At 39.7% G+C, this 13629-nt stretch carries 12 protein-coding genes; 7 read left to right on the top strand and 5 right to left on the bottom strand.

The features are described 5' to 3' along the window. Positions 1-11: 11 nt before the first annotated feature. The 3 genes from G6053_RS14090 to G6053_RS14080 all read right to left on the bottom strand — a co-directional run bounded on the left by G6053_RS14090 (position 12) and on the right by G6053_RS14080 (position 2574). Positions 12-596, bottom strand: coding sequence for a hypothetical protein (locus G6053_RS14090; protein WP_108634244.1), 585 nt, complete (start codon positions 594-596; stop codon positions 12-14). 303 nt (positions 597-899) lie between these two features. After that, positions 900-1994 carry a DNA alkylation repair protein gene (locus G6053_RS14085; RefSeq protein ID WP_165306836.1) on the bottom strand — a complete coding sequence of 365 codons (1095 nt, stop codon included), beginning with the start codon at positions 1992-1994 and terminating at the stop codon, positions 900-902. A gap of 160 nt (positions 1995-2154) precedes the next feature. Further along, on the bottom strand, positions 2155-2574 hold the full coding sequence (locus G6053_RS14080) for a MarR family transcriptional regulator (RefSeq protein WP_108634246.1): 420 nt from the start codon (positions 2572-2574) through the stop codon (positions 2155-2157). A gap of 75 nt (positions 2575-2649) precedes the next feature. Between G6053_RS14080 and G6053_RS14075 the strand changes: the two genes are divergently transcribed. From G6053_RS14075 to G6053_RS14060, 4 genes are all read left to right on the top strand, one after another. Further along, entirely contained in the window at positions 2650-4905 is a 2256-nt protein-coding gene (locus G6053_RS14075) for an excinuclease ABC subunit UvrA (RefSeq protein WP_165306835.1), read from the top strand. Positions 4906-5071: 166 nt separating this feature from the next. Further along, positions 5072-7489 carry a heavy metal translocating P-type ATPase gene (locus tag G6053_RS14070; RefSeq protein ID WP_165306834.1) on the top strand — a complete coding sequence of 806 codons (2418 nt, stop codon included), beginning with the start codon at positions 5072-5074 and terminating at the stop codon, positions 7487-7489. A gap of 26 nt (positions 7490-7515) precedes the next feature. Next, a complete protein-coding gene (locus G6053_RS14065; RefSeq protein WP_108634550.1) occupies positions 7516-7737 on the top strand; it encodes a cation transporter in 222 nt (73 codons plus the stop codon). Positions 7738-8269: 532 nt separating this feature from the next. After that, complete coding sequence (locus G6053_RS14060) at positions 8270-8833, top strand: TlpA disulfide reductase family protein (RefSeq protein WP_241254998.1); 564 nt, start codon at positions 8270-8272, stop codon at positions 8831-8833. 87 nt (positions 8834-8920) lie between these two features. Here G6053_RS14060 and G6053_RS14055 read toward each other — a convergent pair whose 3' ends face one another. Further along, positions 8921-9616 (bottom strand): alpha/beta hydrolase, encoded by a 696-nt coding sequence (locus G6053_RS14055; RefSeq protein ID WP_165306833.1) that lies wholly within the window; start codon positions 9614-9616, stop codon positions 8921-8923. A gap of 462 nt (positions 9617-10078) precedes the next feature. On the opposite strand from G6053_RS14055, the gene G6053_RS14050 reads away from it, so the two are divergent. Beyond that, complete coding sequence (locus G6053_RS14050; RefSeq protein WP_165306832.1) at positions 10079-10666, top strand: outer membrane beta-barrel protein; 588 nt, start codon at positions 10079-10081, stop codon at positions 10664-10666. A gap of 138 nt (positions 10667-10804) precedes the next feature. Here G6053_RS14050 and G6053_RS14045 read toward each other — a convergent pair whose 3' ends face one another. Beyond that, entirely contained in the window at positions 10805-11830 is a 1026-nt protein-coding gene (locus G6053_RS14045; RefSeq protein WP_165306831.1) for a Gfo/Idh/MocA family oxidoreductase, read from the bottom strand. A gap of 349 nt (positions 11831-12179) precedes the next feature. Here G6053_RS14045 and G6053_RS14040 point away from each other — a divergent pair, with 349 nt between their 5' ends. Both G6053_RS14040 and G6053_RS14035 read left to right on the top strand, forming a co-directional pair. Beyond that, positions 12180-12392 carry an MFS transporter gene (locus tag G6053_RS14040; RefSeq protein ID WP_165306830.1) on the top strand — a complete coding sequence of 71 codons (213 nt, stop codon included), beginning with the start codon at positions 12180-12182 and terminating at the stop codon, positions 12390-12392. Next, a complete protein-coding gene (locus tag G6053_RS14035) occupies positions 12376-13515 on the top strand; it encodes a glycoside hydrolase family 130 protein (RefSeq protein WP_165306829.1) in 1140 nt (379 codons plus the stop codon). Before G6053_RS14040 ends, G6053_RS14035 begins: the two co-directional genes overlap by 17 nt. Positions 13516-13629: the final 114 nt, after the last annotated feature.

Here is a 13629-nt window from a genome sequence, read left to right as displayed (position 1 = left end):
AACAGCGTATACTATTCGTCGATAATTGTAAGGTTGCCAACAACTTCAAATGTTGCCACATGGTAATCATCGGCAAAAAACAAGCTATTAATATAATGCTGGATAGGATAGAAGAGGTCTAGCGGGATGCCCTTATAGAAAGTTTTGAAATCATTTGGAATAGAGTAAAAATGACTGTACTTTCCTTTTCCAAGACTAATACCGCCAATTTTTTTCAGGTAACCCGTAATTCTGTGTTGATAGGAATTTGAGAACTTTTCACTTGTTTCCACAAAATAATCCTCAATATAAAAGTTTCTGATATCTTTTAGTTTGATCGGAGAAGTTTTATCAGGTTTTATCCTACGGGAATAGGATATATCCGTTAAAATACAGCTCGCTTTCTGAACTGTAGAAACATCGATAAAATAGTCTCCATCAACCAGTAGATGTTTGCTATCCTTATAGATTCCCAGGATCATCTCATTGATTTCCCTATCGGAATAGTCCATTATATTTGAAGATCTCCCAAACTTTTCGAATTGCAGTCCGCTATCTTTAACATTTTTCCTGATTTTATTTAGCTCATATTGCTGAAAAGTTCTTATTTTTTCCATTTCTGTTGCTCATTATATTTGGCACGTTAAAGATAATTTTAAAACTTCGCTTTCAGTCTCTTTATCAGGATCTAATTGCAATTTGAATCGAATCTAATTTAACACTAAGATAATTTTAATGAACATTCCCTCAGCCACTTTTTTTACTCGCGAATACTGACTTTGTTGATCGGAAGACGATTAACAAAGTCAGTATTCGCATAATATAATAGAAATACTTGATCATTTTCATATAGGTTTCGATACTTATGCATGCATGCATTCATTCGTACCAAGCATACTTTGCTGCTCCTAATGCAAAGCTTATATCAGTTCAAAATCTGTCATCAATGTTTCCTCTCCATTGACAATAATGGAAATTTTGTGTCTACCCGTGTAAAATTTTCGTGTGGTAATCACTTTAAATGATTGGTTTCGTTGGATCCGATTAATTTCAGATCCCTGGTAGATTCGCTCACTAATTTTGAATACTTTGCGTGACAATAAGCCATTTGATTTTTGGTAATACAGCCCATACTCCAGGCGGAGTGCTTTGGGCTGCGGCTGAGCATTTTCAATCTGAAAAGAGAAACTGACCTGCCCACCAATTTTTACGACCGGGGTTTCAATGTATAAATCGGTGATCTTGAAATCTGTGGCATCCAAACCATAATAGTGCAGAATATCGGGATGCCCTCGCTTGAGCAATGTACGGCTAGCATGTTTGATAATTGCGTCCGTATCTCTACTAATCCCTTTCCAATGCCGGGCTATGTCCAATAAAATAACCGGATGGTCTTTCGAGATATCATTTAAATTATTGGCGACACTTCTTCTTACACTTTCAGAAACATCATTTTTTAACAAGTTCAGAATGGGTAAAATTGGCGCCGGATCTTGCTTCAAAAAGGGGATAGCCATTGCCCAGGGCAATCGTGGGCGAATACCCTCACTTGCTAAACGACGAACCGCCGTATGCGGACTTTCAGCCCATTTTTCCATAACAGCGATCATCCGCTCTCTGTATTTGATGATAAAGGGACGAACCGCAAATTCACAGGTTATGAAGGTGGTAACTAATTCAAATGACTGTACCGCCAATTCAAAATGGTCAATGCCGTAAGTCTCAATATAGTCGGGAAAAATAATATATTCGAGACCAGCAGAATGGCCTGTGGCAATGAAATTTTTGACAACCTGATTGATCAATTCAACCGCTTCCTCAAAATCGGGTGGCATAAACTCATGTAGGGTCTGTGTGCTGTGTTTTGTCCGTTCCTTCCATTCCAAATCATTAAAATTAGTGCTAAAAATTCGCTTGATAAATTGTTTACCATCGAAATCAGGCTTTATACCGCTAAACTGATCTGCTAGTTGTTGGTAGAAGCTGATGGAATAGATATCCTTAATAAGACTCATAAATACGCGCTATATAGTTTAAATATATATATCCTGAATTGCCAAGTCATCTCCAAATAAGTTGGAATTTCATTGTATAAAAATTTTATTGCTAAACAAAGTTAGATCATAGAACTGACAGCAGAATGTCAACATAAAAAGATTATGATTTAACCTCGTTCTACTTTACAACTTGTATGACGCGCTGCAAAAGTAGCGTAAGTGTTTTCAATTCATTATCTGTCAACGATTTTGAAACTTTCTTTGCAATATTCTCCCTAAAATTTTCCGAATTATCGATGATATACTTGCCTTCGTCGGTCGCCCTTAGATCAAAAAATCTACGGTCTGTCCTGGACTGCTGCTGCTCGATAAGCTTATTTTCAACCAAAAATTTAAGCTGTTTGGAAATAGCAGCCTGACTGATTTGAAACGCTTCAGCAATCTGTTTTCCAGTTACCTGACGGTTTCTATATATATACTCAATAATATTATAATGCGTAGCAGTTACACCATGCACATTGCCCTTATTCATGTGTGCCAATATATAGCAATGTAAGTCTGTAAAGACATGGTAGAAATCAATTTCGTTCTCATTCATAAAACAATACATTAGTTAACTTTGTTAAATAATATACTTAACTTAGTTAAGCAATAAATACCAAAGATAATTAAAATGGAGCATATCGTTGTTATAAATGCCAAGCAGAACAATCTAAAAAATATTTCGCTTAATATTCCCAAAAGACAGATTACAGTTTTCACAGGTGTATCCGGTTCGGGCAAATCGTCCTTGGTGTTTGGAACTATCGGAGCAGAAGCCCAACGTCAGTTTAATGAAACTCAAACGAGCTTTATCAGAAATCGATTACAACATATCGGGGTACCAGAAGTGGATAAAATTGACTATTTAAATGTCCCCATTATCATCAATCAAAAAAGGCTAGGTGGGAACGCCCGTTCTACTGTAGGCACCGCAACAGATGTTTATAGCTCATTGAGGTTACTTTTTTCTAGAATGGGAACACCTTTCGTGGGCTATTCCAATGTGTTTTCATTTAATAATCCACAAGGGATGTGCAAGGAATGCGAAGGTCTTGGTTTTGTGCAGACCATAGATATCGGGCAACTCTTGGATAAGGAAAAATCCCTAAATGAGGGCGCAATCAAATTTCCGACATTTCAACCCGGTGGATGGCGCTTAACCCGATATACACTATCGGGGTACTTTGACAACAATAAGAAATTAAAAGACTACGACGAGAGGGAATGGCAGATGCTCTTAAATGCGACGGAACATAAACCCAAACATCCTGATAGACAATGGGGGAAAACTGTAAAATATGAAGGATTAATCCCCCGCATTGAAAAGGCATTCCTAAAGAAAGATTCGAAAGAGCATGTCGCACGGAAAGAAGTCCTCAAGAAGATCATTACCACGACGGACTGCCCTGTATGTAATGGTAAAAGACTGAATAAAAAGGTGCTATCTTGTAAAATATCAGGAAAAAGTATAGCCGATTGTGCGTCGCTCGCAATAGATGAGCTTCTCGACTTCATAAACACCATAAGATCAATCACCTATGAGGTATTATTAAACGAACTGATTAGAAAATTACAACATATTGTTGATATAGGCTTGCAATATTTGTCGTTGGAACGACGCACAGACACCTTGTCCGGTGGGGAATCCCAACGCATCAAGATGGTACGTAATCTCGGCAATAGTTTAACCGATTTGCTTTATATTTTCGATGAACCGAGCATAGGGCTGCATCCCAAAGACCTCCAAAATATTGCTGCTATTATCCAACAGATTAAAGCAAAAGGAAATACTGTGTTAATTGTTGAACATGATCCGGATCTGATCAAAATTGCGGATTGGGTTGTTGATATGGGGCCCGGATCCGGAAAAGCGGGCGGCGAAGTTGTATACCAGGGAAAATTTGACACACTTCCAGATTCAAAAGGGAAAACAGGAACCTATTTTGTAGGTCATTTTGACTTCAATCGAAGCCCTCGCCAAGCGAAAGGTTATCTGGAGATAAGACAAGCGGACTTACATAATTTGAAAAACATCAATGTTAACATACCAAAACAGGTTCTATCTGTTGTTACAGGCGTTGCTGGTTCGGGTAAAAGTACCCTAATCAACAAGGTTTTGCCAACATTTTACCCTGAAGTTATTGTAGTCGATCAGACCTTATTCGCCGCTAATGTGCGTTCAAATTTACTTACTTATCTAAATTTATCGGATGTAATTCGAAGGCTCTTTTCGAAAACCAATAACGTTTCTGAGAAACTATTTAGTAGAAATAGTCTTGGCGCCTGCGAAAATTGCAAAGGATTGGGTATTGAGAAGATTGATCTTGCTTTTATGGAAGATATTGAACAGGCCTGCGAACTTTGTGGTGGTTCGGGCTTTACGCCTAAAATGCTAAATTACCATTATAAAGGTAAAAATATAGTTGATATTATGAATATGACAGTGATGGAGGCCGTCAGCTTTTTCCCCGAAGAGCCATTTTATTCCACCTTTGATTTATTATCCAAACTTGGTCTTGGTTATCTTAGCCTAGGACAGCGGCTGGATAGTTTTTCAGGTGGCGAAAGGCAACGGCTGAAACTTACACGCGAACTCCATCAAAGCAATGGTATTATTGTCCTTGATGAACCGAGCACCGGATTGCATCCGACTGATACGGAAAAGCTATTGAACTTTATAGATATCCTTGTAAAAAATAAGAATACGGTTATTGTAATCGAACATAACCTGGATGTAATCGCGCAGGCAGACTGGGTAATAGACATTGGCCCAGGGGCAGGTAAATATGGAGGTGAACTACTTTTTGAAGGGACAGTGGCCAATCTATTAAAAGACAAAAGGTCGTCAACAGCAGAATATTTGCGGCAACATTTAAAAATGACATGATATACTTGCTTATTGCTCCGGCACCTTGTTGCACTTAAATTGTGCTTTCAAATATTGAAATTTCCTGGTCAAACAGGCCATAATCTTACAAATCAATCCCATAATTCCATAAAGATTTCAGAGCAGTTTGTGCGCACATTTGTATTGTAAGATTAAACATACAGATATGGCTACAAATAATTATAAAGAGACAATTTACATTCCCTTGGAAGATGTCGAAAGCGAACATTGCGCATTAATTGTTGAAAAAGAACTGGCCCTGGTGAAAGGGATTGAGAGCCACAACGTAGAATTAAATAACCGTAGGGCAGCTATTACTGTCAAGGACAACCAAGTTGTTGCCGCTGCTGTAAAAGCTGTCAAAGACCTTGGTTATGGCGTATCTACGATAACAAAGACTTTTCCGGTATTGGGAATGACCTGTGCTTCCTGTGCAAGCAGCGCCGAGAGTATGGTTAAATACGAGCAGGGGGTAGTTAATGCTTCCGTAAATTTTGCCACCGGAAATTTGACTGTCGAATATCTTCCAAATATAACCGATGCTACGAAAATCCAGAAAGCTGTTCAAGCTGGCGGCTATGATTTATTGGTAGAGGACGAAGCCACACAACAAGAAACCTTAGAGTCCATTCACGCTGAAAAATTCAGAACGCTCAAAACCAAAACAGTGTGGGCTGTCATCCTGTCCCTACCAGTGGTGGTAATTGGCATGTTCTTTATGGATATGCCTTATGCGAACCCGATTATGTGGTTCTTTGCAACACCTGTCGTACTCTGGCTGGGAAAAGACTTTTTTACCAATGCATGGAAACAAGCAAAACATGGTTCAGCCAATATGGATACCCTGGTCGCGTTAAGTACTGGGATCGCTTATATATTTAGTGTTTTCAATATGCTGTTTGCCAATTTTTGGCATCAACGCGGCTTGCATGCGCATGTCTATTTTGAAGCTGCCGCTGTGGTGATTGCTTTTATTTTGCTCGGGAAATTGCTGGAAGAGAAAGCCAAAGGCAATACCTCATCAGCTATAAAAAAGCTGATGGGCTTGCAACCTAAGACAGTGATGGTAATACAAGCAGATGGATCTGAAAGACAGGTTGCTATAGAAGCGGTCAATGTTGGCGATATCATTCAGGTAAAACCGGGTGAAAAAATTGCTGTTGACGGGATGGTCATATCGGGCGATTCCTACGTGGATGAAAGCATGTTGAGTGGTGAACCTGTACCTGTTCTGAAAAAAGAAAATGAAAAAGTTTTTGCCGGTACGATCAATCAAAAAGGCAGCTTCCAGTTTCGCGCCGTAAAAGTGGGTAAGGAGACCATGCTAGCTCAGATCATCAAAATGGTTCAGGACGCCCAGGGTAGTAAAGCTCCCGTACAAAAAATGGTTGATAAAATTGCCGGTGTATTTGTTCCGGTGGTCATCGGCATTGCACTATTCACCTTTGCCATGTGGCTTATTTTGGGTGGGGATAACGGCTTGGTACAAGGTTTGTTGGCCGCTGTTACCGTACTAGTTATCGCCTGTCCCTGCGCACTTGGCCTAGCAACACCTACCGCAATCATGGTTGGCGTAGGAAAAGGGGCGGAGCATGGTATCTTGATCAAAGATGCGGAAAGCCTTGAGCTTGCCAAACGCGTCAATGCGATCGTATTGGATAAAACCGGAACAATAACGGAAGGAAGACCACGGGTAACGGGTATACAATGGTTAAACGATGATGATGCCACAAATGGTATCTTATTGAATATTGAGAAACAGTCAGAACATCCGCTGGCGGAGGCAGTAGTCAATCATTTGGAAGGTGTAAGCATCACGCCGATAGCTGCATTCGATAGCATAACAGGCAAAGGAGCAAAAGCGAATTATGGACCGGAAACTTATTATGTAGGAAATAAGAAACTGCTGATGGAAAATGGGATCAGCGTAGCGGCAGAATTGCAGCGTCAGGCAGACCAATGGAGTGAAGAGTCCAAAACTGTTATCTGGTTCGCAAATAGCACAAATACACTTGCGGTAATTGCAATTTCCGATAAAATCAAAGAAACCTCCGTGTTGGCCATTCAAGAAATGCAGGCCATGGGTATTGAACTTTATATGCTGACGGGTGATAATGAATCTACCGCTAAAGCGATTGCCGAACAAACCGGTATTAAACATTACAAAGCGGAAGTCATGCCACAACACAAAGCTGACTTTGTAAAAGAACTTCAACAACAGGGAAAAGTGGTGGCCATGGTTGGCGACGGTATTAATGACAGCACCGCGCTGGCAACGGCTGACGTCAGCATAGCGATGGGTAAAGGAAGCGATATTGCTATGGATGTGGCAAAAATGACCATCATCTCCTCGGATCTAACTAAAATACCCCAGGCAATCCGGCTGTCAAAACAAACGGTGACCACGATCAAACAAAATTTATTCTGGGCTTTTATTTACAATGTGATCGGTATTCCGCTCGCAGCAGGCATACTCTTTCCGATCAATGGCTTCCTTTTAAATCCTATGATCGCCGGAGCGGCAATGGCCTTGAGCAGTGTTAGTGTAGTGAGTAATAGCTTACGTTTAAAATGGAAAAAATAGAATTAGTAATATTAAAATTAAATAACATGGAAAGCAAAAACATTCAATTCAAAACAAACCTCAACTGTGGAGGCTGTGTAGCCAAAGTTCGTGCTGATCTGGACAATGCCGAAGGGATCTGCGAATGGAATGTCGACACATCGAACAATGATAAGATTCTCACCGTGAAATCAAACGGTATATCCGAAGAAGAAGTTATGGAGATTATCAAAAAGAAAGGCTTTATTGCAGAACCGCATTCTGCATAATTAACTGCAATCATCAAGGAAAAGTCGCCCGTTTATATTGGACGGCTTTTCTTTGTTAGTTAAATGAGGTAGTTTTTTAAAGCCTATAGTTGGCATTTTGGTAAGGGGGTGCTTGCTATAGCGACTATTTTGAATGCTATAGCAAGCACTTTAAAGTAAATAAAATAGCTTCAGTCACTTGTGTGCTTGCACAATTAAGCTTATTTTAGCCATTGATGGGCTACATTAAATCTGATATTTTCAAAAACTACGGACAATACGTGATGACTTTACTTATGTTGGTCATCGTATGGTTCACATCCTGCCCAATAAAGAGTGGAATCAAAAGTCTCATCGGGCTAACGATAAATACTTACCTATCTTTCTCCAATACCAGACATTGCGCATTTAGGATTATCTTTTTTTCAAAAGTTTGTGTCTTCTCAACAGAACGGCAGCAACTGTATTCACATTTTTATACAGCTGAAGGTTAGCAAGGTAAAAAATTAAGGCAATAAATTTCGAATATAAACTATAGTAACTTACACATACAATGATGAATATAAGATTTAACAGTATAACCATGCGTATTGGGCTTTTTATTCTCGCGGCAGGTGTTTTGACTGCCTGCGGAAATACAACTCCGAGTAACAAACCCGAAACGGAAAAAGAGCAGCCTATCCAGGAGATGCAAACACCAAAAGTAGCAGACGTTTCTTTTAAAGATAAGTCTGGAAATGTCGTATCGTTGAGTGCTTTAAAAGGGAAAGTTGTGTTTATCAACTTCTGGGCTACCTGGTGTCCTCCGTGTATACATGAGATGCCGTCCATAAATACCTTAAGACAAGGATTCAAGGGTAATAAAAATATTGAATTCCTGATGGTGGATGTAGATAATGATATCGATCAATCGGCAGCATTTATGGAAAAGAACAATTATGACTTGCCTTTATACACTCCCGCAGGAGAAATCCCACCTGAGTTTTTAGGTGGATCAATTCCTACCACAGTCATTCTGGACAAAAATGGACAGATAATCGAACGATTAGAGGGGAGTAGAGACTATGCTGCTCCAGAGATAGTAAAAGCATTGACGGAACTTACAAAGGCAAATTAACACACGAACAAATAGTTCAAGTGAAATGTCTTAAGAGAGCTAAATGGATTTTAATCTATTTAGCTCTTTTTATAATACGATAAGATTTTACGATACTACACTTACAGCCTCTTTGATCAATGCTGTAATTTCATTTGGATGGGTAGCCAGGGAAGCATGACTAGCTGCTAAATGAATGATTTTTTTTGCGTTGATCCGCTCAGCCATTTCTATTTGTGTTGCAGGTGGTATCATATGATCATTGTCTGATACCTGGTACCAGCTAGGTTTTGTTTTCCACGCCGGTTCATCAGCCTCAGCGGCGAAAATACTGCCATGAGTTGGCTTTTGAGCCAAAGACATCACGATTGCATCTTTTTCGCTTAAATCATGGGCAAAGCTTTCATGGAATTTATCGTGCTTGATCCAAAGAAATCCTTTTGCATCAGGAACAATACTTGCTGCGCCAGAAGGCTTCTCTCTGCGACTGAATATCCCGCCTAAGCTTTCGCCCTTCTCCGGAGCAAAGGCAGCAATAAACACTAAACCCACAACTTTTTCATGATGCCCTGCTGCCGATATAACTGCTCCGCCATAAGAATGCCCAACTAACACAACTTTACCCGTCTGTAAGTCAATCAAATCCTTCGTTTTCTGAATATCATCTTCGATTGACGTCAGTGGATTTTGTACGCTTCGAACAGTATATCCTTCCGCATGAAGATTTGCAATAACATGTCGCCAATGGGACCCGTCTCCCCAGGCTCCGTGGACTAAAATAATTGTTACATTTCGATTTCCCATATTCGTTGAAGTTTATAAACAAATATATGTTTAAGTTGCTATTGAACATATTAATTTAAGTTGACCTTTTAAAACCCGTCGACCGATTCTACTCAACCATGGCCGGTTGATCTTGAGATAGTTGGCAATATGTTTTTGAGCCCAAACCCTGGACTTTATTTATCTTGGGCGGGATCATTATCTAGAAAGAAAGCTCTTTTCGAATCGTGATGAAGAAGAGCGGGGAGACCGAAGCCTAATGCTAATTAGCGTGTTCGTATATAAAATAATGCTGTTCGTATAATTTTGTCAATCTGTATTTATTTTTCTTTTAGCTTTATCCCAAATAACAGCTACTTCTCAAAAAATAGTTTTTTGTAAGCATTCTCCTGCTGTTGATTACGAACTTTGGCTGTATGTCAGCAGGTATTCTGTTGTGTTGACAGAATTATCAGGAGAAACTCAAATAGTAAATGACATTGTATGCCAGACAACAAAAGGAAGAAAATCGTATTTGCCGTAACAGTAATTTTTGGACTACTGTCCATACACAAAGCTTTAGCACAATTCGGAATGGGCATTCGGGCAGGAGGCAATCTATCAAGTACAGATGGCTCAGCCTTTCGCTCAAATAAGAGAGTCGGTTTTCAGATCGGAGGGGATCTTACTTATCGTTTCAATAAAAACATCGCTTTACAAGCTGAACCAGTCTATAACTTGATGCGGATCCGAAATAATGACCAGACAGCACAGCGTGAGCACGGTATTGGAGCCGGTACCAGAAAGTTAGCCTATATGAGTGTACCACTCTATTTAAAACTAAACTTTACCCGTACTATTGCAATTATGGGTGGTCTCGACTTTAATTTTTTACTCAATGATGACCACTATAAATTGAACAATGGAGACAATGCATTCCGTAGTAGACCAAGAACAGGCTACAGTTTAGGTGCAGAATTGGGTGGAGTTTATTTTCGGTATCGAAAATTTAATAGAACAAATAATATTATTGACAATTGGACTGCGGATATTGAACAATATCAACTGGGATTCAAATTTGAATTATTTTAAATGAATTTCGGTGCAAAACCTGATTGTGGAAGACTTTGCTGAAAAGTTAGTTTTAATGCATAAAAATTGATATTGGCAATATTAACAGGAGGGAGCCATCCCGATGTAATCGGGATGGTTTTTTTATTATATGTTATCCTATGTTTCCGCCGATAACATTTCAATCTGCCACCTGATATGGTCTATTGTAATCGGGTATTCAACATCATTAATAAGATTTTCATAGATAGCATTGAATAATAGATTATAATCTCCTTTATGCGGGCGAAGGTAAGATATATGCTTTTGATTTGAGCTATCGATGGTCACAAGTTTTCCTTCGCTGCCTTCCGGCTCCATGCCATATATCGAATTGTTGGGAAGCATACCATCTATTAATTGTTGTTCCTGTACATCAGCCATCGTTTTAATAAAGCTCCCCTTTGTACCGTTTAAAACAAAAGCGGGTAAAGGTTCAGCAACAGCGAGACTTCCCGTTAAAAATACATTCAAGCCATCCGGATAATGCAAATGATAATGAAAGTAATCCGCGACTTGGGAATCCGGTCGGTTGATTGAGGTTGTTTTACTGAATTTTAATGGTTTACCAAAAAGTGCGATAGCCTGATCTATTATATGAGGCCCTAAGTCGTATGTGAGACCGCTGGAGATGTATTGATTATTTTCCTTGAAATATTTTTGACCCAATTCCAGTTTATAGCGGTCGAAGCGAAAAGATACTTCAACCAGTTTGCCAAGATCACCGCTTTCGACAACTTTCTTTACATCAAGGAAATGACTATCATAACGTCTGTTTTGATAAAAGAAAATCCGCTTCCCGCTTTTCTTGCTGACCTCAATAAGTTCGTCGAATTGAGCAATATTTTCCACTGCTGGCTTCTCGATAAGGACATGTTTTCCTGCTTTTAGCGCATCGATAGCGAACTCAAAATGGGTATGGTTTGGTGTATTTACAATCACAAGCTCTATTGTATCGTCAGCCAATAATTGAGCTACACTGTCATAACTAATAATTTCTGGATAAAGTTCCTGCGCTGTTTTATTTGACCGCTCTACGACAGCGGTTAAGTTAAAATGTGGACTAATATGGATGAAAGGTGCGTGAAAGACACGCCCAGACATGCCAAAACTTAAAATTCCGGTGTTGATTTTGGTACTTGTCATTTATATCTATTCTTGTTGTAGCGATGTTGTCCGAAATTGAATATTCTTCCAAATATTCATGACATTGTCTAACCTAGGAAAGACCTAAACATAAATATAGAAATATCCCGCTTATTTTAATGAATCCCCTTCATTATTTTGATCGGATTTTCAGGAAATAACACATATGATCCGTGCCAACCTTACTTTATCCGATTACATGTGTATCGAAGAATACATTCTGAAGAAAGGTTTTGATTTATTTTGGAATAAGAAGTATATTTGGTTAATCGACAAAATCGGTTTTGCTTTTTTGTCAAACTATAACCAATTCATTTACGTCAACTAGCAAAATAAATTTGATGTGTATATGGGGATGAGCATTAGAGATCGTTTCGGTCGTAAGAAATTATTGCTGACAGGAGCAGTTGGAATGGTTTTCTTTTTATTATTATCAGCTTATGGACTAAAGGGTGCCCACGCCGATTATCTCTTATTTTTCATTATCGGTTTTATTGCTGCCTTTGCGTTATCGCAGGGAGCGCTGGAGGAAAAAAATAGGCTTTATGAAGACATTTATTAGACTTTTTATTATTATCCAATCTGTTATTTTACAGGGATGCAGTACACAGCATGGAAAAAACTGGGTAATGGGTGGATTTGAACGGCCTACTGGCATTAACCCCGTTATTGCACCGGACAGTAGCACCAGCTTCTACGATCCTCTTAGCCAAACGACCATCCGCTGGGAGGATAATGACACGTTTAATCCGGCGGCCGCTGTCATTGGAGACAGTGTCTATGTCATTTATCGCGCTGAAGATAAAACAGGAGTAAAAATCGGACATAGAACCTCCCGTCTAGGACTTGCCGCGAGCGGGGATGGGCTGCATTTTGAACGAAGCAAAACACCAATATTCTTTCCGGATAAGGATAGTCAACAGGCCAACGAATGGCCGGGGGGAACTGAAGATCCACGGATTGCCCAGGCTCAAGACGGAACCTTTGTCATGTTCTACACACAATGGAATCGCAAGGTTCCCCGATTAGGTGTAGCCACCTCCAGCGATCTAAGAAACTGGACAAAGCATGGACCTATTTTCCAAAAATCCAACAAGTTGCCCAACCTTGTTAACATGGCGCATAAGTCCGCATCTATTCTCACAAAATTGGTAGGAGATAGGCAGGTTATCACTCAGGTAAATGGTAAGTACTGGTTATATTGGGGCGAATACGGGGTGTATGGAGCTACATCAGACAATCTGATCGACTGGGAACCTGTAGTGGATAAAGATGGAAGGTTGCAGGCATTTATTTCGCCACGCGAGGGCTATTTTGACAGCTCTCTCACCGAATGTGGTCCACCCGCGATTTTGACAGCGAAAGGAATTCTACTCCTCTATAACGGCAAAAACCATGCATATAAAGGGGATCCAAGATTCAATAAAAACACCTATTCAGCAGGGCAGGTGCTCTTTGACAGGAAAGATCCCACCAAAGTATTAGCTCGTCTGGATACACCATTTCTACGTCCAATGGAAGCTTTTGAAAAGAGCGGACAATATGTCGATGGGACTGTATTTATCGAGGGCTTGGTATATTTTAAACAAAAATGGTTTCTATATTACGGCTGTGCTGATTCACGCGTCGGTGTAGCAGTTTTTGACCCGCAAAAGCCAGCTGTGCTAGATCCTTTACCTGATTGATGAAAATAGCATTTTTTACTTGTATTAACATCAACAGACACAAGCCCTATGCATCCCGTTTCCACAAGTTTTGAAACTGATGGCCCATTTAGGGGATGCCACAGGCGGTTATAA

This window comes from Sphingobacterium sp. DR205 (genome assembly GCF_011064245.1).
GTDB classification, from domain to species: Bacteria; Bacteroidota; Bacteroidia; order Sphingobacteriales; family Sphingobacteriaceae; genus Sphingobacterium; species Sphingobacterium athyrii.
The sequence above is the reverse complement of the archived record's forward strand: the minus strand, read 5'-3'. Positions and strand labels throughout refer to the sequence as shown.

What these genes read in the sequence shown, in the direction of transcription:
- G6053_RS14090 (WP_108634244.1), bottom strand. Translation starts at nt 596, where the DNA reads ATGGAAAAAATAAGAACTTTTCAGCAATATGAGCTAAATAAAATCAGG.
- G6053_RS14085 (WP_165306836.1), bottom strand. Translation starts at nt 1,994, where the DNA reads ATGAGTCTTATTAAGGATATCTATTCCATCAGCTTCTACCAACAACTA.
- G6053_RS14080 (WP_108634246.1), bottom strand. Translation starts at nt 2,574, where the DNA reads ATGAATGAGAACGAAATTGATTTCTACCATGTCTTTACAGACTTACAT.
- G6053_RS14075 (WP_165306835.1), top strand. Translation starts at nt 2,650, where the DNA reads ATGGAGCATATCGTTGTTATAAATGCCAAGCAGAACAATCTAAAAAAT.
- G6053_RS14070 (WP_165306834.1), top strand. Translation starts at nt 5,072, where the DNA reads ATGGCTACAAATAATTATAAAGAGACAATTTACATTCCCTTGGAAGAT.
- G6053_RS14065 (WP_108634550.1), top strand. Translation starts at nt 7,516, where the DNA reads ATGGAAAGCAAAAACATTCAATTCAAAACAAACCTCAACTGTGGAGGC.
- G6053_RS14060 (WP_241254998.1), top strand. Translation starts at nt 8,270, where the DNA reads ATGATGAATATAAGATTTAACAGTATAACCATGCGTATTGGGCTTTTT.
- G6053_RS14055 (WP_165306833.1), bottom strand. Translation starts at nt 9,616, where the DNA reads ATGGGAAATCGAAATGTAACAATTATTTTAGTCCACGGAGCCTGGGGA.
- G6053_RS14050 (WP_165306832.1), top strand. Translation starts at nt 10,079, where the DNA reads ATGCCAGACAACAAAAGGAAGAAAATCGTATTTGCCGTAACAGTAATT.
- G6053_RS14045 (WP_165306831.1), bottom strand. Translation starts at nt 11,830, where the DNA reads ATGACAAGTACCAAAATCAACACCGGAATTTTAAGTTTTGGCATGTCT.
- G6053_RS14040 (WP_165306830.1), top strand. Translation starts at nt 12,180, where the DNA reads ATGGGGATGAGCATTAGAGATCGTTTCGGTCGTAAGAAATTATTGCTG.
- G6053_RS14035 (WP_165306829.1), top strand. Translation starts at nt 12,376, where the DNA reads ATGAAGACATTTATTAGACTTTTTATTATTATCCAATCTGTTATTTTA.